Source organism: Ruegeria sp. CDSB022 (genome assembly GCF_059611145.1).
In genome coordinates this window covers 578,598-601,004 of record NZ_JBXWOZ010000001.1, presented here as the reverse complement: position 1 = coordinate 601,004, position 22,407 = coordinate 578,598, and the positions used below count along the sequence as shown (strand labels likewise).

Below are 22,407 nucleotides of genomic sequence, written 5' to 3'. Positions count from 1 at the left end.
ACCTAGGGCGTATGAAATTTCGACAATTCAAGCTCAAGGTTGGCCAGGCTGTTTTTGCCAAAGAACATCTCAGTATCTACAAACATGCTGGGGACACCGAAAACACCTCGCTTGACCATAGCCTTGGTTTGGTTTTTCAGGTTTTGCTTTACGTTCAGATTGGTCATGGCCTCGCGCAGTTTTCGTATAGGCAAGCCGTTATCCTGAAGAATGTCGCAAAGGACACCCAGATCATCCACTTTTTGGCCGTGCACCCAAATAGCATCAAATATAGACGCTATATATCTGTTTTCCCATGATTTACCGGATGCTAACAAAGCCCCGCGCATGGCGAATTTGGTGTTCACCGGGAAATGTGGGCTCATATGAAAGCTCAACCCACGGTGACGCGCAAAGCGATGGAGATCGCGGGTCAAATAGGCCGTCTTCTGCCGGTTCTCTGAAAAAGCCTTAAACGGGCTTTGGTTATTGGTGGCTTTGAAAACAGTGGCCAGCAGAACCGGAACATATGTAACACCGACTTCGTGCTTTGCGGCGATATCAGATATCATCTTCTGCGCCAGGAAGGCGTTCGGACTGCAAAAATCATAAACAAATTCTATATGTTGCGGCATATTTCTCCTCCATCAGGCGAGAGTCGAACCGGACACGAATCTATCTGCGACCACATTAGCAGGCAAAACCCTTTTGGCGTACAGGGACATCGTTGGATTGAGGTGATTTAGCTGTCCTTTTTCCGCTTAACCCCGCAATATTTGGGAAAGATACGTTAATTTCTCAAAGTTGAGCACACACAGATGAAGTTCGAACAAGCCCGGCTAGATCGTATTTGCGATTGGATGCAATCCTATGTGGATGATCGCAAATATGCCGGAAGCTCATTCTTGATGATGCATCAGGGCAGGGAGGTTCTGTTTCATTCCTGCGGGCTTAGAAGCGTTGAGAACAATCTGCCATTCGAGCGGGATACCCTCGTTCGCATCTATTCGATGACCAAGCCGATAACCACTGCGGCCCTGATGATCCTTGTCGAACGAGGTGAGGTTCACCTCGGCGCTCAAGTGTCTGAATATATATCTGATTTCACCGCAACACAGGCGCTGGTACCCGGCGCCACAAGGTTGGATCAGACCGAACCTGCACCTGCACCAACGCTTCATCAGCTGCTGACCCATACAAGTGGCCTAAGCTATCCTTTCAACCCCGGCATCCTGGCTGCGGCAATGGACGAACTTGATCTTGTTTTTGGCCCTAAAGAAGGGTCTTTGGCCGAAAGAGTATCTTTGCTGTCCACTTTACCTTTCGCCTTTCAGCCGGGAACGCGATGGGAATATTCGGTGGGGATAGACGTTATTGGTCGCGTGATAGAAGTTATTTCCGGCCAATCTCTGGAGCAATTCCTTGCGGAAGAGATTTTCAAACCTCTTGGCATGTCCCAGACCGGGTTCGGGGTTCCGGCGGGAGCAGGGGATCGGTTTGCCTCGCTCTATACGCCTTTGGCGGGCAATGCGATGGCGCTAAACGAAGCCCGTACGGGTGAGCAGACATTGCGTCTGGTCGACAATGCCGAAGCATCGCCCTTTGAATCGGCAACAATGTACTCTGGGGGCGGAGGGTTGGTTTCAACCATTGATGACTTTGCTAGATTTTCAGAGATGCTCCGAAATCGCGGGAGGTTCGGTGATCAACAGATTCTTGCACCAAAAACTGTAGAATTCATGCTTCACAACCACTTACCCGGCGATATTGCCTCGATGGGACCGCAGAGTTTTGCGGAACAACCCATGGAGGGCATGGGCTTTGGCCTTGGTGGCGCTGTCGTCATTAACCCCGGCAGAACCTGTGTTCCGGGCAGCATGGGGGATTTCAGCTGGGGTGGTATGGCATCGACCTTCTTTTGGGTTGATCGTCAGAACGAATTTACAGCGATCTTTTTTACCCAACTGTCACCATCCAGCTCTTATCCCTCCCGCGCAGAATTGAAGGCGCTCACCCTCGGGTCAATCATTGAATGACATTCGGCGCGCTGATACCCATTCGCCAAGATTAATCGGAGTACCGCATATGACCGAAGCAGAGAAAGTTCTTCTGGATCTTCTGGACGTTGAAAGACTGGAAGTGGACCTGTTTCGGGGAACAGGGTCGGGCGGCGAAACACCTATGCGAATTTTCGGCGGTCAGGTCATCGCACAAGCACTAGCCGCCGCATATCGCACCGTCGACAACCGCCTGTGTCATTCCCTGCACGCCTATTTCATCCGCCCGGGCGACCCAAGCATTCCCGTAATATATCAAGTTGATAGGGCCCGTGACGGAGGTTCGTTCACGACGCGCCGTGTGGTTGCAATTCAGCATGGTAAGCAGATTTTAAACATGTCCGCCTCATTCCACATTCAGGACGAAGGTTGGGATCATCAGCACGACATGCCTGAGATGGAAACGCCCGAATCCTACCCATCGCGATCAGAGCTCAAGAAGAAATATCTGGACAATGTACCGCCCAGCTTTCGCGGAGAACTAACACGCGAGCGCCCGATCGAAGTCCGCGAGGTCGGCCATCTGGATCCTTTCAACCCAGAGAAATCGGATGACCGCAACCAGATCTGGTTCCGGATGGGGGCCGCGGCCAATGCCGATGCGGTCACGCAGCATCTGTTGCTGGCCTATGCTTCAGATATGTATCTCATGAGCTCGGGAATGCGCCCGCACGGCCTAAGCTGGTTTACTGGTGAGGTGAACGGCGCCAGCCTGGACCATGCGATTTGGTTTCACGCGCCGCTCAAGTTCGAGAATTGGCATCTGTATTCCATGGATTCGCCATGGGGCGGGCGAGGGCGCAACTTCAACCGTGGATCAATCTATTCCGAAGATGGCGTTCTGGTCGCATCAGTCGCCCAGGAAGGCCTGATGAGGCGCCCTCAGAACAAAAGTTAAGTTTCTTCGATAAACTTTTGATTTAACTTCTGCATTCCTGAAATCCACCTGTCATAATCTCCGGATTTATGGCGAATGTAGTCCAGAACCTGTGGATGAGGCAGTACCAGAAATTGCTCAGAAGATATTGCCTCTACGCAAGCCTCGGCAACATCTTCAGGTTCCAACATTCCGTCAATCGAAGCCACGGAAGTTTCGTGCCCGCGCGTCATATCGGACCGTACGGCCTGTGGGCAAAGTACCGAGACCCGCAAACCTTTATGCCCGTATGTAAGCGACAACCATTCAGCAAACCCAACTGCTGCGTGCTTTGTGACGCCGTATGGCGCGGCACCTGGCTGGTTCAGCAATCCCGCAGCAGACGCCGTGGTCATGATGTAGCCTTCGCCACGCTCCAGCATTCTGGGCACCAAATGCCGCGCGGTCCAAACATGGGACATCACGTTGATTTTCCAGATACGATCCCAGTCTTCATCCGGAACCTCCAAACCACCAATCGTCAATATCCCGGCATTTGCACAATACAGATCGATAGGGCCGACCGAGCTTTCTACAGCTTCGATCAACTCGGCTGTATTAGCCTCAAGCGAAACATCACAATGGAATGAATGGCCGCCAATCTCTTTTGCGACAGCGTCTGCGCCGGTTTTGTTGATATCAGCGCAGACAACCGTGGCACCTTCACGAGCAAATCGCTGTGCCAAACCTTTTCCGATGCCATCAGCGGCACCGGTCACAACAACGATCTTTCCGTTCAATTCCATTCGATCCTCATGATGTGGTAGGTGTCAGGAACAGATCGTAAGGTATTGTGAGGATTTGAAAAGTTTCCCAAGCGCATTGGCATTAATTTAACATAATACCAATTACACGAATTCTGGAAACTTAGTAAAACGCCTGCAATCCCGTCTGTGCACGCCCCAGGATCAACGCGTGAACATCATGCGTCCCCTCGTAGGTGTTGACCGTTTCTAGGTTCACCATATGTCGGATGACCTGGAACTCAAGCGAAATGCCGTTGCCGCCGTGCATGTCTCGCGCATGACGTGAAATATCCAGGGCTTTGCCGCAATTGTTGCGCTTAATGATCGATATCATCTCGGGCGCGGCTTCGGCCTTGTCCATCAGTCGCCCGACACGCAGGCTTGCCTGAAGACCCAGAGCAATTTCTGTCTGCATATCCGCCAATTTGCGCTGGAAAAGCTGCGTCTGCGCCAATGGCTTGTCAAATTGTTTCCGGTCCAACCCATATTGGCGCGCCGCATGCCAACAGCTTTCGGCAGCGCCCATAACACCCCAGCTGATTCCGTAGCGTGCGCGGTTAAGACATCCAAACGGGCCTTTCAGGCCCTGAACATGAGGCAGCAAAGCATCCTCGGTGACTTCGACACCCTCCAGCACAATTTCACCGGTGATCGAGGCGCGTAGGCTCAGCTTGTTCTGGATTTTCGGCGCGCTCAGACCTTTGAGGCCTTTTTCAAGGACAAAACCACGGATCTTTCCGTCATGTGCATCAGATTTGGCCCAAACAACAAACACATCCGCAATCGGGGCGTTCGATATCCACATCTTGCTGCCAGATAGACGATATCCACCGTCGATCTTTTCCGCACGCGTTTTCATACCTGCCGGATCAGAGCCCGCATCAGGTTCGGTCAGACCAAAACATCCGATCCATTCGCCGCTGGCCAGTTTCGGAAGGTATTTCCGGCGCTGCTCCTCGCTGCCATAGGCATAGATCGGATACATCACCAACGAGCTTTGTACAGACATCATCGAGCGATAGCCCGAATCCACGCGTTCCACTTCTCGGGCGACAAGGCCGTAAGAGACATATCCGCCCCCTAGCCCGCCGTATTCTTCCGGGATCGTAGTGCCCAGCAGACCCATTTCACCCATTTCACGAAAAATCTCGGGGTCAGTTTCTTCGTTCTGAAATGCTTCTGTCACCCGCGGCTGAAGCTTTTCCTGCGCATAGGCTTGCGCACTGGCCGCAATCATACGTTCGTCTTCGTCTAGCTGGTCTGACAGGCGGAACGGATCATCCCAGGCGAACTGGCCCATGTCAGGCACATCTTTGGCGCGTAATGTCGGCTTGGTGTCAGGGGCATTCATGGTGCGTCTCCGCTTTGTCAGCTTCGCGGCAAACTAACCCGTCGGCTCACCAAAAAACAGTAAGAGTTTCGCATCCACCCTTGAGTAAAACTCATAGCTTGCAGCCGCCCGCCCCACGCGTTCAACCCAGCGCGTATCCCGCACCGCGAACAGTGCGAACCGGATCATCTCCACCATACTGCGTTAGAGCTTTGCGTAAGCGGCCGATATGAACGTCGACCGTTCGTGTATCGACATAAATATCCCGCCCCCAGACGCGATCCAATAGCTGTTCTCGGCTCCAGACGCGGCCCGGCTTTTCCATAAATGTGCTCAGCAAGCGAAATTCGGTTGGGCCAAGCTTTAGTGGTTTGCTGTCGCGGCTGACCTTATGAGTTTCAGAATCCAAAACGATGTCTGCGAATTCCAGCCTAATTCCTACAGTCGCAGGCCGGACACGCCGCAACTGGGTGCGTACCCGGGCCATAAGCTCGACAATCGAATAGGGTTTGACCACATAGTCATCAGCCCCAGTTTCCAGACCTCGTACTTTGTCGATTTCTTCCGACCGGGCCGACAACATGATAATTGGAATCGACCGCGTGTCGGAGCGGGTTTTCAGCCGGCGGCAAACCTCGATCCCGCTAAGATTGGGCATCATCCAGTCCAGTACGATAATGTCCGGACTGTCTTCATCGACCAGCAACATGGCCTCTTCACCATTGGCTGCTTTGGATACGCGAAAACCTTCTGCCTCGAGATTATAGGCCAGGACTTCGCGCTGAGCCGGCTCATCCTCGACAACCAGAACGGTCGGTTGATCAGCGGACATTCTCAAATCTCCTAGACGGATTGCGATGTAAAATCGGCTTTGGGACGCGCTTCTGTCGGGCGCTCTCCGGTCACCAGATAAACGACCTGCTCGGCAATCGCCGTCACATGATCGCCCATACGTTCTATATTCTTGGCGATGAAATGTAGGTGCATACAGGATGAGATGTTGCGTGGGTCTTCTGCCATGAAAGTCAGGAATTCTCGGAACAGACCATTATACATCTGGTCGACTTCCTCATCACGTTCGATGACATCCGCCGCCAGCTCAGCGTCGCGCTGGACATAGGCGTCCAAAGCGTCCCTGAGCATCCGCTCGACCTCACGTGCCATACGTCGCAAGGCGGCGGCACTGCCATTGATCTCACTGGTATTGACCAGGACCGTCGTGCGTTTGGCTATGTTCTTTGAATAGTCGCCGATACGTTCCAGGTTGGCGGAAACCTTCAATACCGATAGGACCAGACGAAGATCGCTTGCTGTTGGCGCACGCAGCGCGATCAAACGCGCCGTTTCTTCGTTGATCAGCTCTTCCAACGCATCAATGGCCTTGTCGCCCTGACGCACCTCTTGCGCGAGTTCGACATCGCGCGACTCAAGCGACCGTGCCGCGCTCATGATTGCGGCTTCGACGAGGCCGCCCATTTTCATGATATGCGCCTGAATGGCTTCCAGATCCCGGTCGAAGGCGGATGCGATATGTTGTTCTGTCATCTCTGAATACCTATGTTCAGCCGATACGGCCGGTGATGTAGCTTTCGGTGCGGGGATCTTCGGGGTTGGTGAAAATCTGTCCGGTTTCACCAAACTCGACAAGGTTGCCCAAATGGAAAAACGCGGTCTTCTGGCTGACGCGAGCGGCCTGCTGCATCGAGTGGGTAACGATCACCACCGAGTATCGCGACCGCAATTCGTCGATCAGTTCCTCGACCTGCGCAGTCGCAATCGGATCAAGGGCCGAGCACGGCTCGTCCATCAGCAGAACCTCAGGTTCCGTAGCCACCGCACGGGCGATGCACAGGCGCTGTTGCTGACCGCCGGACAGGCCGGTTCCGGGGGCATCCAGACGGTCTTTGACCTCATCCCAGATGGCGCCGCGGCGCAGTGATTTCTCGACAATCTCGTCCAGTTCAGCCTTGTTTCTGGCCAGTCCGTGGATACGCGGGCCGTAGGCCACATTGTCATAGATTGACTTGGGAAATGGGTTCGGTTTCTGAAACACCATACCGACCTTGGCACGCAGCTGAACCGGGTCGACGCGTTTGTCATAGATATCTTCGCCATCCAGCAGGATATCGCCCTCGACACGGCAGATGTCGATCGTGTCGTTCATCCGGTTCAGGCAGCGCAGGAAGGTGGATTTTCCGCAACCCGAGGGGCCGATAAAGGCGGTGACGGTCTTGTCTTCGATCCTGACGTCGACGTCTTTGATGGCGTGATTTTCACCATAATAAACCTGAACCTTGTTCGCGGCGATCTTGATGTCTTTGGCGTCCACGGTTCTCTCCACTCGTGTCATATCGTTCATAATTGACCCCATTTACCAGCGGCGTTCAAAGCGACGGCGCAGGATGACTGCGATTGCATTCATTGTTACCAGGAAAAGCAGCAGGATAATGATGCCCCCCCATGCGCGTTCGTAAAAGGCCGGGTCGGCGCGCTTGGACCATTCGTAAATCTGTGCTGGCATGGCCGAGTTCGGAGACAGAAAACCGTCCACTATTTCATCCGGCGGGTTCGAGGCGATAAAGCCCACCATCCCGATCAGCAGCAACGGCGCAGTTTCACCAAGCGCCTGCGCCAGGCCAATAATAGTACCCGTCAGGATGCCAGGTGCGGCCAGTGGCAACACATGATGAAACACTGCCTGCATTTTCGAGGCCCCTACCCCCAACGCGGCGTCTCGGATCGACGGCGGCACCGCCTTGAGTGAAGCTCGGGTCGAAATGATGATCGTTGGCAGCGTCATCAGCGTAAGCACCAGACCACCCACCAGCGGGGCCGAGGTCGGCAGATGCATATAGTTGATGAATACGGCCAGGCCCAGAATACCGAACACAATCGAAGGAACAGCCGCGAGGTTCGAGATATTCACCTCGATAATATCGGTAAACCGGTTCTGCGGCGCGAATTCTTCCAAATAGATCGAGGCCGCGACCCCGATCGGTAGGGCCAGCGCCAACACGACCAGCATCATGAACAGAGAACCCAGCATGGATACTCCGATCCCGGCAGCCTCGGGCCGCTGATCGGAGGCGTCCGCCCCGAAGATAAAGTCAGGGTTGAACGCCTTGTACAGCACACCAGCAGCACGCAACTGATCCACAAAGTCCAGCTGTGCGACCGAGATGCTCTTGTCATTCGCGATGGACTGGCGTGTCACACGGCCCTTCAGATAGCCATCAACGCGGCTGTTCACCAAAAAACGGAAGCTGACCGACTTTCCGATCTCATCCGGGTTCGAGATGACGTAATTACGCAGGTCCGCCTGTGCGGATTTGGAAAGGATTTGCCCCATCTCTTTGGGCGACAGATCGGACTGGATGCCCAGTTTCTGCACCTCAACCTCCAGTGCGGAGGCGATCAAAGGCGCGTATCCGAAGGTCGAAACCTTGCTGATATCCGCGATGTCACGGTTGCCCTTTTTGTCGAGCTTGTCTTCCTTCAGCTCAACCGTCAGCTCAAGAAAGCTTTGCTGAAAGGCGCCGGTACCGGAGGTGACGATATTGGTCACCAACACGATCAACATCACAAGACCGACACCAATGGCCGCGATCCCGTACATTTTGAACCGGGATTCGGCCGCATTGCGACGCTTGGTTCGCGTGTCCTGATTGAACAGCGAAGCCCCTTTGTGTTTAGCGGCAGGTGCTGCGTCTTGTTTTTGGGACATGTCAGTCATTCATACTGCTCCCGGTATTTGCGCACGATATAGAGGGCGAAGATGTTCAGCCCCAGCGTGATGATGAACAGGGTCAGACCCAGGGCAAAGGCCACAAGAGTCTCCGGGCTTGCGAAATCAGTATCCCCGGTCAGCTGGCTGACGATCCTAGTGGTGATTGTGGTCATGGCTTCGAAAGGGTTTCCCGAGAATTTGGCAATCGCACCGGCGGCCATTACGACAATCATCGTCTCACCGATTGCGCGGCTTGCGGCCAACAAGATTGCCCCTACGATCCCGGGCAAAGCTGCCGGCAGGACGACTTGCCTGACAGTTTCGGAATGCGTTGCGCCTAAGCCTAGCGATCCGTCTCGCATTGACTGGGGCACCGCGTTGATGATGTCGTCAGATAGTGACGACACGAATGGGATGAGCATGATGCCCATGACCAGACCCGCCGTGAGTACAGCGTTCGAACTGGCCATCCAACCAACGCCCAAAGCACCCCCCTGCCCGAACACAGATACCAGTGCCGGACCGACCGTCAGCAGCGCGAAAAGACCGTAAACGATGGTTGGGATACCGGCGAGGATTTCCAGCAAAGGCTTGGCCACAGACCTTGCCACGCTCGAGGCATATTCGGAAAGATAGATCGCAGCGTACAGCCCAATCGGAACCGCAACCAGCAACGCGATCAGAGAAATATACAATGTCCCCCACAGCAGTGGGAGGATCGACAGTTCACTTCCGCCCCGGAAGTTCGGGGCCCAGGTGCTGCCAAAGAAAAAGTCTTTCCACGAATGAAGTTCGAAGAAATTCATCGTTTCAAAAAACATGGACAGGACGATGCCGACTGTGGTCAGAACTGCGATCGAAGCGGCCAGCAGCAGCAGCGCCAGAATGCCTTGTTCGACAACATTTCGGGCGCGAAATTCTTTATGAGTGCGGATATAGGCAAATGAGGCCCCGATCAGCGTCACAACCAAAACCGCGATCTGCATCGCAATGTTTCCGCTTGCGCTCATCGAGCGATATTTCTGCGCCGCCAGCAGAATGGGTGCGGTTACCTCTTGCGTAATGATCTGGCCAGCCTCTTTCAGTCGCGCGGTCACATCGGCAAAATCCTCATGCGCGCTGCGGGCAAAGTCTTCGGTCATGGTGCCTGCGGCAACCGCGCCGTCCAGGCCGTTGGCGACCCGGCGCACTTCGCTCATCAGCAAGCCGCGGGTCGACCCCTCGGGGATTGCCGAGTCCGGCAGCAACCCAGAGGCAGAATTGCTGACGATCAAGGGCTGCGCCAGCAACCAGATGACCAGCAAAACGAACCCCGGTATCAGCGCCGTCAAAGCAACGTTATAGCCGTAATAGGATGGAAGAGAGTGCAGATTGCGCAGGTTTCCGTCCGCGCTGGCCATCGCGCGGTACCGGCCCGCAAAATAGCCAAGAACAGCAATCGCCAGCAAAATGAGCAGCAGCCAGGTTAGTGCCATGAGAACTCCGTCAAGCGGCAGGAGTGGATTTAAGAAAACCGGGGCGTAGACACCGCCCCGGTTCAGTCGTGTGAAAGCTTAGGAACCGCCGCCCAAAGTGGTTTCGCTGGCTACGATTTCCTGAACCTTGACCAGCTCTGGGTCTGATACGAGACCGTATGCAGCCAGAGGGCCATCGGGGCCTGCAACCTCGTCAGCGACGAAGAACTCTGCATATTCTTTCAGCCCGGGGATAACGCCGATATGCGCTTTTTTCACATAGAAAAACAGCGGGCGCGATACCGGGTATTCGCCAGTTGCGATGGATTCGGTCGAAGGCACGATGCCTGCCATGGTCGCAACCTGCAGTTTGTCGGTGTTGTTTTCGTAGAACGCCAGACCAAAGACGCCGATGCCGTCTTTGTTGCTGTCGATACGCGCCAGGGTCTCGGTATAGTCACCGTCGATGTCGACCGAAACGCCATCCGTACGCAGAGCGATACAGGCTTTTTCAGCGGCTTTCTTGTCGTCACCATTTGCGGCTTTGTAGACATCAAAGTCACCCAGATGCTCACAACCGGCCAGGATCACCTTGTCTTCGAACACTTCACGCGTGCCGTGCTTGGTGCCGGGGATGAAGGCTGCAATCGGCTGAGCCGGGAATGCTGGGTTCACGTCGGCCCAGGTCTTGTTGGGATTGTCGACCAGCTGGCCATCAACTACGATCTGAGCGGACAGCGCTTTGTACCAATCTTCCGGCGTGAACTCGAACGAGTAGCCGTTGATGTCGGATGCGAAAACGATGCCGTCATAGCCGATCTGAACTTCGATGATGTCGGTGACGCCGTTTTCGGCGCAGGCTTTGATCTCTTTTTCACGGATCTGGCGCGAAGCGTTCGCTACGTCGATGGTGTTTTCGCCAACACCTTCACAGAACCGCTTGAGGCCGGCCGAAGATCCGCCCGATTCAACAACCGGGGTCTGGAAGTCAAAGTTTTCGCCAAAGGCTTCTGCAACGATCGAAGCATAGGGCAGAACGGTGGAAGAACCAGCAACCTGAACTTGATCACGCGCGGTGGCCGCAGTGGCCGAAACAGCAGCGATAGCCAGAACCGAAGCCGACAGTTTTACAAAGGACATTTCAGTCTCCTTGAGAAATATGTTTCTGGATCATCCTCATGATGATCTTGGCCGAACCTCTAAAAGTCGTGCGTAAGTCTTTTGTGACAAGTGTGTAACGGTTTCATGACATGTTTGGATTTTCAGCCGATACGCCACAGAACATATGCTGTGAAAGAAACAAAACAGATCCGACAACTGGCTTGATCCAAGCGATCAGCGCGGCAAAATCACTGTAAAAACAGTGCCTTTTCCAAGATCGCTTTCCACCCGCAATCTGCCGCGATGGCGGTTTAGAATATGTTTTACAATCGCCAGGCCCAACCCGGTTCCACCCAGTTGCCGTGACCTATGACTGTCCGCGCGATAGAATCGTTCGGTCAAACGCGATACATGCTTCGGGTCGATTCCAGGTCCCCTATCCACGATCTGAACGCGAACACCGGGACCACGCATAGCAGTATCGTGATCCGAAGATTTGACGCGAACTTCTACCCGACCACCGCTGCCGCCGTATTTAATTCCGTTCTCGATCAGGTTGGTAAATACTTGGAGCAACTGGTCGCTGTCGCCAACTAGCATTATTTTGTCTTCGGGCGCATCCAGGCTCAGCACTACATCCGCGTCATCTGCCAATGGGCGCAGAGAATTGAGGGTCGATTTAAGAAGTGCCGTCAGCTCAAGTTGTTCTTTCGGGCGAACCCGCTCTTCGCTTTCGACGCGGTTCAAAGACAGAAGATCGCCGACAAGCCGGTTCATGCGATTTGCCTCGTCGTTCATGATCTGAAGAAAACGATCCCGGGCGGCCTCGTCATCTCGGGCCGGACCGCGCAAGGTTTCAATAAAGCCCATTAATGCCGTCAGCGGGGTCCGCAATTCATGGCTGACATTCGCGACGAAATCACGTCGCATCTGATTTGCTTGCTCAACATGCGTAACGTCCTGAAATACAGCAAGCAACGCACCGCCGGATACTGCACCGACCCCATTCATATACCGGCACTGAACTTCGAATGTTGTATCCTGGGCACCGTCATTGGACAGGTGCCGAGTGTTGGACGTTCCCTTCGTGCGCAGGCTTTGTTCAATCGCTTCGATAACCTGCGGCTGTCTGAGGATGGTCGCGAAATGCCGCTGCAGGATATTCTGGCCCAACAACGTCTTTGCTTCGGTATTGACCGCAATAATCCGTTCCGTCTGGTCAACCATCAGCGCGGGCATCGGGATGGCGGTTACAATTTCTTCAAGTTGGTCGTTGGTCATAAAGGGGCAGTTCTCTTAGCAACGCAGTTGGACGCTAGGATAGCTCTCGCATTGTATCGCGAAAATGACGCATGTTTTCTTGATAATGCAAGGCGCTGAAGGTCAGCTTCTGGGCCGTCGCAGCGTCGATCTCCCGCACCACTTTACCCGGTGAGCCCATGACCAGAGAGTTATCCGGTATCTCTTTTCCTTCGGTCACCAAAGCCCCTGCCCCGATCAGACAGTTTTTGCCGATCTTGGCACCGTTCAACACGATGGCCCCCATTCCGATCAGGGTATTATCCCCGATCGTACAGCCATGCAGCATGACCTTATGCCCAATCGTGCAGTTCTTCCCGATGCTCAGAGGATACCCCGCATCAATATGCATCACGCAGTTTTCCTGAACATTGCTGCCCTCACCAACCCGGATTTCTTCGTGATCAGCGCGGATCGTGCAGCCGAACCAGACCGAGGCCCCCTGCTCGAGCACGACTTTGCCGATCAGATTGGCGTCGGGGGCGACCCAGGTGTCCTCGTGGATTTCCGGTACATCAGAGCCAAGGGCATAGATGGTCATGACTGATCCTCGAATTCGTTTTGCAGCGTACGGACATGATCCTGAAGCTTGGGTTGCTGGATACGCCGCATTCGCTCGGCACTGACGATGGTTTTCAGCTTTTCTTCGGTCTCGTCCAGATCGTCATTGACCAGCACATAGTCGTAATATCCCCAATGACTGATCTCATCCCAGCTTTTAAGCATCCGCTTGGAAATAACCTCTTCACTGTCCTGACCGCGGCTTTCCAGTCGGCGGCGCAATTCGGGGATCGACGGTGGCAGGATGAAAATCGACAGGGCGTGTTTGCCCAGATCCGAGTTCCTAATCTGCACCTCGCCCTGCCAGTCGACATCGAACAGAACGTCCTTGCCTTCATTGATGGACTCGCGAACTGGCCCAGCCGGAGAGCCGTAGAAATTGCCAAACACATGGGCATGTTCCAGCATCTGTCCCTCGGACACCTGCTGTCGAAAGGTATCTTCGGTCAGGAAATAATACTCACGCCCATGTTCTTCCCCAGGCCGGGGCGCGCGTGTTGTGGCCGAAACCGAGAACTCCAGATCTGTGTCCCATTGCATCAGACGCTTGGCCAACGTGGATTTCCCTGCGCCCGAAGGCGAGGACAGAATGATTAATAGGCCGCGTCGATCCGCCATCAGGGCGCTCCTGTCATTATTCTACGTTCTGCACTTGCTCGCGCATCTGATCTATTACCGCCTTCAACTCAAGCCCAACCGATGTCAAATCGGCGCTTTGTGCCTTGGAACACAGCGTATTGGCCTCGCGGTTGAACTCTTGCATCAGAAAATCAAGCTTGCGCCCCACGGCGGCATCCTGTGCAAGCAAATCGCGTGCGGCAGTGACATGGGCTTTCAGCCGGTCAATTTCTTCCGTTATATCCGACTTGACTGCGATCAGAGCCAGCTCCTGTGCAACCCGGTCCGGATCCGCGCCTTGCGCATTATCCATCACGCGCTGCAGGTTTTCTTGTAAGTTTTCAGCGATTTTATCCCGGCGCTCTTCAGCGAGCTTGGCGGCTTGCTCCGTAAGGCTTGAAACCTGCGATAGCTGCGCCTCAAGCACATCGGCCAGGGCCCGGCCCTCGGATTCACGCATCTTAATGAAATCGCTCAGCAAATCATCAAAGGCGCCGGTTAGATGTTTGACCAAGGGGGCCGGATCATCCGCATCCCCACCGGATTCCAACATGCCTTTGACAGCAATAAGCTCGGCCGCCGTCGACGGGGCCAGCGCTAGTCCCCGTTCTTCTGCCATCGTCTGCGTTCGCGCCAGAGCATCCAGAGCAGCGGCCATCGCAACTGGATTCAGCACAAGATCGGCTGTCGTTTCCTCGCGGCTCAGCTTGAGCGAAAGCGTCACATTCCCCCGGCCCAGACCTTTGGACATCCGTGACCGCAGCGCGGCTTCGAGCCCGGTGAGCCATTCAGGCACCCGCAGACGCATATCCAGCCCTTTGCCGTTTACGCTGCGCAACTCCCAGGTCCAGCTGTGTGGACCATGTGTTCCCTTGCCCGAGGCAAATCCGGTCATGGATCTGATCATGCCTATCTTCTCCGCTTTGCCCGCCCAGTGTTCTTGTCCGCACCTAATGCCATCCTCGTGTGCAGGGCAAGAGTTTGCTGAGAATGACAGCGCCGGACAGAGGTTAACCATTCATTAAAGAATTACTCCAAAATTGACTCAACCCGTGCCAATCTCGTCTAGGCAAGTACCGACAAGGCGCAAAAGCTCCCGGTATCTTGCATTTTATGAAAATGACGGTCGATTGCAGTTAGGGTGATGAAAATGAAGATCTTTTTCGGTAACGGTTCCGGGACTAAATTTGGAAAGATCGTCGCAATGGATCGTTTTGACAGTGGGCGCAGTCTATCGCCCATACAACAGGCCGAAGCGTACTGGACAGCCTTGCTGTCCGGCGATGGTGTTCCTATGCGATCTCAGATCGACCCGCGCGGGCTTGAGAATATCCTGCCTAACACCTTCATCCTTGAACGCATTGCACCCGGTCTGGGCCGGTTTCGTCTGGCCGGCAGTCACTTGAACACACTGGCGGGTATGGAGGTCCGGGGAATGCCGCTGACCGCTTTTTTCGAACCCAGCGCGCGAACTCAGGTTACGGAAATCCTTGAACAGGTTTTTGCCGGTCCTGCCATTGCTGAACTTGAATTGGCCTCGACCGGTGGGTTTGGGCGCACGGATCTTCAGGCGCGAATGATCCTTTTGCCGCTGAAAAGCGATTTGGGCGATGTCAGCCGTGTTCTTGGCGTCATGGTCAGTGACAGGGCGATTGGGGCAACCCCCCGGCGCTTTGATGTAAGCCATCATAAACTGCGTGCTGTGTCAGAAATACAGGCGCCTCAACAACCGGTACAGCCTGTTGTCGAAGGATTTGCCGAAGAACAACAAGAGTTCAAACGTCCCGGATTTCACCTTCGATTGGTCGTATCACGGGATAAGTAACGAGTAACGCGTATTAAATGTAAAGAAGGCGGGCCTATTAGACCCGCCTTTTTAAAACCGTCTGACCAAGTGGTTAGGAGGCTGCGCGTTTGCCGCGGTTCCGGCGCAGATCTGTCAATTCTTCCGCAACAAGGAAGGCCAGTTCCAACGACTGCGACGCGTTCAAACGTGGATCGCAGGCAGTGTGGTAACGGTCTGACAGATCTTCTTCTGTTACAGCGCGTACACCTCCAGTGCATTCGGTCACGTCTAGCCCGGTCATCTCAAAATGCACACCGCCGGGGATCGTGCCCTCGGCCTGATGCACACCAAAGAAGTCGCGAACTTCGCGCAGCACGGAATCAAAGGGCCGGGTCTTATAGCCGGTGGCCGATTTGATCGTATTGCCGTGCATAGGGTCACAGACCCAGGTCACCTTGGCGCCCTCTTCCTTGACGGCTTTGACCAGACGCGGCAGATGCTCTCCTGCCTTGCCTGCACCAAACCGCGCGATCAGGGTCAGACGCCCTTCTTCGTTTTCCGGGTTCAGTTTGGCCATCAGAACTTTGAGGTCTTCGGCAGATGTCGTCGGACCGCATTTCAGACCGATCGGGTTCAGAACGCCAGAACAGAATTCAACATGCGCGCCATCAGGCTGACGGGTGCGGTCGCCAATCCAGATCATGTGGCCGGACCCGGCCAACCAGTTGCCCGATGTAGAATCAAGACGGGTCAGCGCCTCTTCGTATTCAAGCAGCAGACCTTCGTGGCTGGTATAGAATTCAACCGACGAGAATTCATGCGTTGTGTCAGCGGTGATGCCCGCAGCCCCCATGAAATCAATCGAATCCTGAATTCGGTCAGCAATTTCAGAGTATTTCTGAACATCCTGGCCATCGGCAAAGCCGAGTGTCCACGAATGCACATGGCTCATATCGGCGAAACCACCGGTCGAAAAGGCGCGCAACAAGTTCAATGTTGCCGCTGCCTGCGTATAGGCTTGCAACATCTTGGACGGATTCGGAATCCGCGCCTCGGGCGTGAAATCCAGCTCGTTGATGATATCGCCGCGATAGCTGGGCAGCTCAATGCCATCCACCACCTCTGTCGGTGCGCTGCGCGGTTTGGCGAACTGTCCAGCCATACGGCCCACTTTGACCACCGGCACCTTTGCGCCATAGGTCAGAACCATGGCCATCTGCAGCATCACCTTAAAGGTGTCGCGGATCGCATCCGCGCTGAATTGTTCAAAGCTTTCAGCACAGTCGCCGCCCTGCAGCAGGAAAGCCTCACCCCGCCCCGCAGCACCAAGATGTTGCTTGAGCCGACGCGCCTCACCTGCAAACACCAGCGGCGGATACTGCGAAAGCTGAGCCTCGACTTTTGCCAGCGCGGCTGCGTCGGTATAGTCTGGCATCTGAACCCGGGGCTTGTTGCGCCAGTTCGTTTTTTGCCATTCGGTCATAGCTTTGATCTCCGCTGAAGTATTCAAGTCGCCTCTATACAAAAACGTTTGGTGAGAGGCCATATACGATTTGGACCTCTTGACGTCGCAAACAAGCTTTGATCATGGTGGCGGTCAAATCTGTCGCCGGACGTAGGGTCAAACGGCGCCGAATCAAGGACACCTCGCCATGCAAGAGCAACGCCAAGTTGTCACGGTGGAAACCACTGCGGCCAGCCCTCGTCATTTCGTGTTTGTCCTGTTGGACAAATTCTCGCTGCTGTGTTTTGCCTCTGCGCTGGATAGCCTGCGCATCGCAAACCGAATGGCCGACAAAGAGCTTTACAGTTGGAGTCTGTCTGGAGAAGGCGGCGAGACAATCAGATGTTCCGCAGGAACCGAGTTCAAACTGGACGCAGATCTAGCCGAGCTGCAGCGTGATGACGTCGTGCTGATCTGCGGCGGTGTCGATGTTCAAGCCGCTACCACCAAGAAAATTCTGAACTGGGTCCGCCGCGAAGCACGCCGGGGATTGCGCATTGGTGGGCTGTGTACGGCAGCTTATACCTTGGCCAAGGCCGGTTTACTGGATGGCAAGCGTGCGACAATTCACTGGGAAAACTCAGACAGTTTCACCGAAGAATTTGATGAGGTCGAACTGACCAAATCCGTATTCCAGATTGACGGAAACCGGATGACAACAGCCGGTGGTACTTCCTCTATCGACCTGATGCTGAAAATCATCGCCGAGGATTTTGGCGAAGATCTTGCGAACGCGGTGGCCGATCAGCTGATCTATTCCTCGATCCGTACTGATCAGGACACCCAGCGTCTGTCGACCCCGACACGGATTGGGGTGCGCCATCCCAAGCTGAGCCAGGTCATCCTGATGATGGAGAAGAACATCGAAGAGCCGATCTCGCCTTCGCTTCTGGCCAAAGAGGTCGGCATGTCCACGCGGCAGCTAGAGCGTCTGTTTCGCCGTTACCTCAGCCGGTCACCTAAACGCTATTATATGGAGCTGCGCCTGCATAAAGCCCGGAACCTGCTGATGCAGACCGACATGAGCGTGATCAACGTGGCGCTGGCATGCGGGTTTGCCTCGCCGAGCCATTTCTCGAAATGCTACCGGGCGCATTACAACACCACGCCCTATCGTGAGCGCGGTGCGCAAAGCGGGCGCTTGTCTGTTTAATCGCTGGGGGTCATGCGAAAGACAGCGCCCTGCCCGACGGAAACAAACCAGATTGATCCATCTGGTGCCTCGACAATGTCGCGGACGCGTTCCGTCTGAGGGCCCTTGATCTGCTCGACCTCAGTCAATGGAGTGCCTTCAAGCCGAGCGATATAGTCGAATTTGAGCGACCCGACGAATAGATCACCCTTCCATTCGGGCCAAAGCTTGCCTGAATAAATCAAAAGGCCGGATGGGGCGATGGAAGGGTCCCAATAGAATTCAGGCTGCACCATCCCCGGTTTCGCCGTCCCCTCGCCGATTGTTTGTCCGGAATAGTGCTTGCCATAGGAAATCACCGGCCAGCCATAGTTCCGCCCCGGCCGGATTAGGTTCACTTCATCACCGCCCTTGGCTCCATGTTCCGATACCCATAGATGCCCCCGTGCATCCAGCCCTGCACCTTGGGGATTCCGGTGGCCATAAGACCATATCTCTGGCTGAATTCCCGGTTGTCCGACAAATGGATTATCAGCCGGCACCGAGCCGTCCCGGTTCACACGGATCACCGAGCCGTTGTGACTCGATTGATCCTGTGCGGTCGGGCGATCACCACGATCGCCGATAGTGACAAGTAATGTCCCGTCCTTTGCCTCGACAATACGAGAGCCAAAATGACGCCCAGAATCCCCACCATTTTCAGCTTCGAAAATCGTGCGCAGATCGGTCAGCTCTGATCCGTCTTCGGACAGGCGCGCAATCGCAAGTGCAGTGCCTGCCCCCTTTGGTTGAGGCTTGGAATAGGTCAGGAAAACCTCACGGCTTTGCGAAAAATCCCTGGCAACGGTTACGTCCAGCAAACCGCCCTGCCCCTTTGCAACCACATTGGGAGTGCCTTTGACGCGAACTATGTTTCCCTCCGACACAAACAGAAGTTCACCTTCGCGCTCAGTTACCAGAAAGGACATGTCAGGCAGGATGCCGATTGCCCAGGGCGTATCGAGCCCCTTCACCATCGCCGTCACACGCGCCGATCCGGAGTTGGTAGTTAGCGATTCTGCCCCTGCCAACCCTGAAACAACAGAAAAGATGAAGATCAAAGCTAGTCTAAACATCTCGTTCTCCTTACCGAAAACACCGCGCCGGGCACATCTGAACAACTAGAACTGTGCGCCACAAAAACACGTTTGCGTTAGGACTTTTCTTTTTCGAACAGCTTGCCTAGGGTCGTGCCCAGAACGAATACGTTCACAACTGGGAGTAACCATATGAAAAAGCTGCTTACAGCAACTGCAGCAACCGCCCTTCTTTCGGGCGCAGCTATGGCCGAAGACGTCACATTGGGTGTTCTGTTCGGCTTTACCGGACCGATTGAATCGCTGGCACCCGCCATGGGTTCAGGCGCCGAGATGGCGATGGCCGAAGTCACCGAATCCGGCAAACTGCTGGATGGCTCGACCGTCACCGCATCGCGCGCTGATACCGGCTGTATCGACAACGGCCTGTCCACCTCGAACGGTGAACGCATGATTGCCGACGGCGTTGCCGGCATCATTGGCGGTGACTGCTCTGGCGTGACCGGAGCGATCCTGCAGAATGTCGCGATCCCGAACGGGATGGTCATGATCTCGCCCTCGGCGACCTCGCCCGGCCTGTCGACCATGGAGGATAACGGCCTGTTCTTCCGCACCGCCCCTTCGGATGCGCGTGAAGGTCAAGTGATGGCAGATATCCTGAATGATCGCGGTATCACTTCAATCGCACTGACCTACACCAACAACGACTATGGCAAGGGTCTGGCAGACGCGATCCAGTCCTCGTTCGAGGCATCGGGCGGCGAAGTCACAATCGTGGCAGCGCATGAAGATGGCAAAGCGGACTACTCGGCCGAAGTTGGCGCGCTGGCCTCGGCCGGTGGCGACATTCTGGTTGTAGCCGGGTATCTCGATCAGGGCGGACTGGGCATCATTCAGTCAGCGCTGGACAGCGGTGCATTCGACACGTTCGGCTTGCCGGGCGGCATGATCGGTGACTCGCTGCCCGCAAATGTCGGTCCCGACCTGAACGGCTCGTTCGGTCAGATCGCCGGTTCAGGTGGTGAAGGTGCTGAAAAGTACTTTGCCATGGCCGAAGCCGCCGGTTTTGACGGATCGTCGCCCTATTCGCCTGAAAGCTATGACGCCGCAGCGCTGTTCATGCTGGCGATGCAGGCCGCTGGTTCGACCAACCCGGCCGACTACGGCAGCAAGATCCTAGATGTTGCCAACGCTCCAGGAGAGAAGATCTATCCGGGTGAGCTGGCCAAAGGTCTGGAACTGTTGGCCGCTGGTCAAGACATCGACTATGTCGGCGCGTCCGGCGTTGAGCTGATCGGCCCCGGCGAAAGCGCAGGTTCGTATCGCGAGATCGAAGTCACCGACGGCGAAAACAAGACCGTCAACTTCCGTTGATTTTGGCCTAAGAAGACCTGAAAATAAGCAGCCCGGACCTTGTGTCCGGGCTGCTTCAGTGAAAAAAGACCGCACCTCTTCAATGAGGGTGTGAAAACAAGAACGCCGAAAACGGCGGCTAGGGGAAAAGATGATCGTCGTCGAGGACGTGCATAAGCATTTCGGCGGGTTTCATGCGGTGGATGGGGCATCGCTGGAAATCCAGAAGGGTTCGATCACCGGCCTGATTGGGCCGAACGGGGCCGGAAAGACAACTCTGTTCAACGTGATCGCGGGTGTGCTCCCGCCCACCTCTGGGCGCGTGTTCATGGATGGCGAGGACATAACCGGCTTGCCACCGCATGATCTATTTCACAAAGGTCTGCTGCGCACTTTTCAGATCGCGCATGAGTTCTCCTCGATGAGTTGCCGAGAGAACCTGATGATGGTGCCCGGCGCGCAATCCGGGGAATCGCTTTGGAACACCTGGTTCGGCCGCAAACGCATCGCTAATGAAGAGCGCGCGTTAAAGGCTAAGGCTGATGAGGTGTTGGAGTTTCTGACCATCGAACATCTGGCCGATCACAAGGCCGGTCAGGTCTCGGGCGGGCAGAAAAAGCTGCTGGAACTTGGCCGTACCATGATGGTCGACGCCAAGATCGTGTTTCTGGACGAGGTCGGCGCGGGTGTGAACCGCACTCTGCTGATGACCATCGCCGACACGATTCTGCGACTGAACAAGGAACGCGGCTATACTTTCGTAGTTATCGAGCACGACATGGATTTCATCGGCAAAATCTGCGACCCGGTCATTTGTATGGCCGAGGGCAAGGTTCTGGCCCAGGGCACTCTGGACGAGATCAAAGCCAATGAGCATGTGATCGAAGCCTATCTGGGCACCGGCCTGAAGAACAAAGACAAGCTGGAGGCCGGGGCATGAGCGATAATCCTTATCAGGATGACCACGGCAACAAGGATGCCTCGATCACCAATACACACGGCATGGGCACAATGACGCCCGCACATCGCAAAAGCGGAAAGACGCACCGCGTCGAAGGTGGCCCATTCCTGATCGGCGACACCATGACCGGAGGCTACGGCAAGGGCCCGGATATCCTGCATGATTGCACGATTTCCGTCGACGCCGGTGAAATCGCTGTAATCGTTGGCCCCAACGGCGCCGGTAAATCCACTGCAATGAAGGCCGTGTTTGGGATGCTGGATGTCCGCGCGGGATCTGTGCGACTGGACGGAGAAGACATCACCAACCTGTCGCCCCAGGATCGGGTGATCAAGGGGATGGGCTTTGTTCCTCAGACCTCGAACATCTTTACGTCGATGACGGTGGAAGAGAACCTTGAGATGGGTGCCTTTATCCGCCGTGATGATTTCTCGGACACGATGGAGCAGGTCTATGACCTCTTCCCCATCCTCCGCGACAAACGCAACCAAGCCGCCGGAGAGCTGTCGGGCGGTCAGCGCCAACAGGTCGCCGTGGGCCGCGCGCTGATGACCCAGCCCAAAGTGCTGATGTTGGACGAACCCACCGCCGGTGTTTCACCAATCGTGATGGATGAGCTGTTCGACCGGATCATCGAGGTTTCCCGCACCGGGTTGCCGATCCTGATGGTTGAGCAGAACGCTCGTCAGGCGTTGGAGATCGCCGACAAGGGATATGTGCTGGTTCAGGGGCGGAATGCCTATACCGGCACGGGCAAGGAACTGCTGGCCGATCCAGAGGTTCGTAAGAGTTTCTTGGGGGGGTGAG

At 55.2% G+C, this 22,407-nt stretch carries 22 protein-coding genes; 7 read left to right on the top strand and 15 right to left on the bottom strand.

Annotated features, from left to right (window positions below; translation table 11 throughout):
- Positions 1-2: 2 nt before the first annotated feature.
- Positions 3-614: a 2-hydroxychromene-2-carboxylate isomerase gene (locus AC2FIZ_RS02995; RefSeq protein WP_281994616.1), complete on the bottom strand. Its 612-nt coding sequence runs from the start codon at positions 612-614 to the stop codon at positions 3-5.
- A 183-nt stretch (positions 615-797) separates the two neighbouring features.
- On the opposite strand from AC2FIZ_RS02995, the gene AC2FIZ_RS02990 reads away from it, so the two are divergent.
- Together AC2FIZ_RS02990 and AC2FIZ_RS02985 are read left to right on the top strand one after the other, a co-directional pair.
- Positions 798-2,015 carry a serine hydrolase domain-containing protein gene (locus tag AC2FIZ_RS02990; protein ID WP_496712436.1) on the top strand — a complete coding sequence of 406 codons (1,218 nt, stop codon included), beginning with the start codon at positions 798-800 and terminating at the stop codon, positions 2,013-2,015.
- 49 nt (positions 2,016-2,064) lie between these two features.
- On the top strand, positions 2,065-2,934 hold the full coding sequence (locus AC2FIZ_RS02985) for an acyl-CoA thioesterase (RefSeq protein WP_496790582.1): 870 nt from the start codon (positions 2,065-2,067) through the stop codon (positions 2,932-2,934).
- Here AC2FIZ_RS02985 and AC2FIZ_RS02980 read toward each other — a convergent pair.
- The 12 genes from AC2FIZ_RS02980 to AC2FIZ_RS02925 form a co-directional block, all read right to left on the bottom strand.
- Positions 2,931-3,698, bottom strand: coding sequence for an SDR family oxidoreductase (locus AC2FIZ_RS02980; protein ID WP_281994613.1), 768 nt, complete (start codon positions 3,696-3,698; stop codon positions 2,931-2,933). The genes AC2FIZ_RS02985 and AC2FIZ_RS02980 overlap by 4 nt on opposite strands.
- A gap of 121 nt (positions 3,699-3,819) precedes the next feature.
- The gene (locus AC2FIZ_RS02975) at positions 3,820-5,049 is read right to left on the bottom strand and encodes an acyl-CoA dehydrogenase (protein WP_271947124.1); all 1,230 of its coding nucleotides are present in this window, start codon (positions 5,047-5,049) and stop codon (positions 3,820-3,822) included.
- A gap of 121 nt (positions 5,050-5,170) precedes the next feature.
- Entirely contained in the window at positions 5,171-5,860 is a 690-nt protein-coding gene (phoB, locus tag AC2FIZ_RS02970; RefSeq protein WP_142633798.1) for a phosphate regulon transcriptional regulator PhoB, read from the bottom strand.
- A gap of 11 nt (positions 5,861-5,871) precedes the next feature.
- Positions 5,872-6,573 carry a phosphate signaling complex protein PhoU gene (gene phoU / locus AC2FIZ_RS02965; protein WP_271947126.1) on the bottom strand — a complete coding sequence of 234 codons (702 nt, stop codon included), beginning with the start codon at positions 6,571-6,573 and terminating at the stop codon, positions 5,872-5,874.
- Positions 6,574-6,589: 16 nt separating this feature from the next.
- Complete coding sequence (gene pstB, locus AC2FIZ_RS02960; protein ID WP_142633794.1) at positions 6,590-7,387, bottom strand: phosphate ABC transporter ATP-binding protein PstB; 798 nt, start codon at positions 7,385-7,387, stop codon at positions 6,590-6,592.
- A gap of 12 nt (positions 7,388-7,399) precedes the next feature.
- Positions 7,400-8,761, bottom strand: a complete 1,362-nt coding sequence (pstA, locus tag AC2FIZ_RS02955; protein ID WP_496790581.1) for a phosphate ABC transporter permease PstA — start codon at positions 8,759-8,761, stop codon at positions 7,400-7,402.
- Positions 8,758-10,230 (bottom strand): phosphate ABC transporter permease subunit PstC, encoded by a 1,473-nt coding sequence (pstC, locus tag AC2FIZ_RS02950; RefSeq protein WP_281994611.1) that lies wholly within the window; start codon positions 10,228-10,230, stop codon positions 8,758-8,760. The genes pstA and pstC overlap by 4 nt, the downstream gene beginning before the upstream one ends.
- 78 nt (positions 10,231-10,308) lie before the next feature.
- Positions 10,309-11,349 (bottom strand): substrate-binding domain-containing protein, encoded by a 1,041-nt coding sequence (locus tag AC2FIZ_RS02945; RefSeq protein ID WP_281994610.1) that lies wholly within the window; start codon positions 11,347-11,349, stop codon positions 10,309-10,311.
- Between the two features lie 195 nt (positions 11,350-11,544).
- Positions 11,545-12,591 (bottom strand): sensor histidine kinase, encoded by a 1,047-nt coding sequence (locus tag AC2FIZ_RS02940; protein WP_142633788.1) that lies wholly within the window; start codon positions 12,589-12,591, stop codon positions 11,545-11,547.
- 34 nt (positions 12,592-12,625) lie between these two features.
- Positions 12,626-13,150, bottom strand: coding sequence for a gamma carbonic anhydrase family protein (locus AC2FIZ_RS02935; RefSeq protein ID WP_281994609.1), 525 nt, complete (start codon positions 13,148-13,150; stop codon positions 12,626-12,628).
- Positions 13,147-13,788, bottom strand: coding sequence for a guanylate kinase (gmk, locus tag AC2FIZ_RS02930; RefSeq protein ID WP_496790579.1), 642 nt, complete (start codon positions 13,786-13,788; stop codon positions 13,147-13,149). Before gmk ends, AC2FIZ_RS02935 begins: the two co-directional genes overlap by 4 nt.
- A 16-nt stretch (positions 13,789-13,804) precedes the next feature.
- Positions 13,805-14,695, bottom strand: a complete 891-nt coding sequence (locus AC2FIZ_RS02925; protein ID WP_496790578.1) for a YicC/YloC family endoribonuclease — start codon at positions 14,693-14,695, stop codon at positions 13,805-13,807.
- A gap of 243 nt (positions 14,696-14,938) precedes the next feature.
- Between AC2FIZ_RS02925 and AC2FIZ_RS02920 the strand changes: the two genes are divergently transcribed.
- Positions 14,939-15,613 (top strand): PAS domain-containing protein, encoded by a 675-nt coding sequence (locus tag AC2FIZ_RS02920; protein WP_496790577.1) that lies wholly within the window; start codon positions 14,939-14,941, stop codon positions 15,611-15,613.
- Positions 15,614-15,686: 73 nt separating this feature from the next.
- On the opposite strand, the gene AC2FIZ_RS02915 is transcribed toward AC2FIZ_RS02920, so the two are convergent.
- On the bottom strand, positions 15,687-17,057 hold the full coding sequence (locus AC2FIZ_RS02915; RefSeq protein WP_142633778.1) for a class II 3-deoxy-7-phosphoheptulonate synthase: 1,371 nt from the start codon (positions 17,055-17,057) through the stop codon (positions 15,687-15,689).
- Between the two features lie 169 nt (positions 17,058-17,226).
- Between AC2FIZ_RS02915 and AC2FIZ_RS02910 the strand changes: the two genes are divergently transcribed.
- Positions 17,227-18,231, top strand: a complete 1,005-nt coding sequence (locus AC2FIZ_RS02910) for a GlxA family transcriptional regulator (RefSeq protein WP_142633776.1) — start codon at positions 17,227-17,229, stop codon at positions 18,229-18,231.
- Here the strand turns inward: AC2FIZ_RS02910 and AC2FIZ_RS02905 are convergent.
- Positions 18,228-19,325, bottom strand: a complete 1,098-nt coding sequence (locus AC2FIZ_RS02905) for a PQQ-dependent sugar dehydrogenase (protein WP_496688121.1) — start codon at positions 19,323-19,325, stop codon at positions 18,228-18,230. The genes AC2FIZ_RS02910 and AC2FIZ_RS02905 overlap by 4 nt on opposite strands.
- Before the next feature lie 153 nt (positions 19,326-19,478).
- Between AC2FIZ_RS02905 and AC2FIZ_RS02900 the strand changes: the two genes are divergently transcribed.
- The 3 genes from AC2FIZ_RS02900 (at position 19,479) to AC2FIZ_RS02890 (ending at position 22,406) form a co-directional block, all read left to right on the top strand.
- Positions 19,479-20,660: an ABC transporter substrate-binding protein gene (locus tag AC2FIZ_RS02900; RefSeq protein WP_142633772.1), complete on the top strand. Its 1,182-nt coding sequence runs from the start codon at positions 19,479-19,481 to the stop codon at positions 20,658-20,660.
- A 130-nt stretch (positions 20,661-20,790) separates the two neighbouring features.
- Entirely contained in the window at positions 20,791-21,579 is a 789-nt protein-coding gene (locus AC2FIZ_RS02895; RefSeq protein ID WP_271947144.1) for an ABC transporter ATP-binding protein, read from the top strand.
- Complete coding sequence (locus AC2FIZ_RS02890; protein ID WP_142633769.1) at positions 21,576-22,406, top strand: ABC transporter ATP-binding protein; 831 nt, start codon at positions 21,576-21,578, stop codon at positions 22,404-22,406. The genes AC2FIZ_RS02895 and AC2FIZ_RS02890 overlap by 4 nt, the downstream gene beginning before the upstream one ends.
- The last annotated feature ends 1 nt before the right edge of the window (position 22,407 follow it).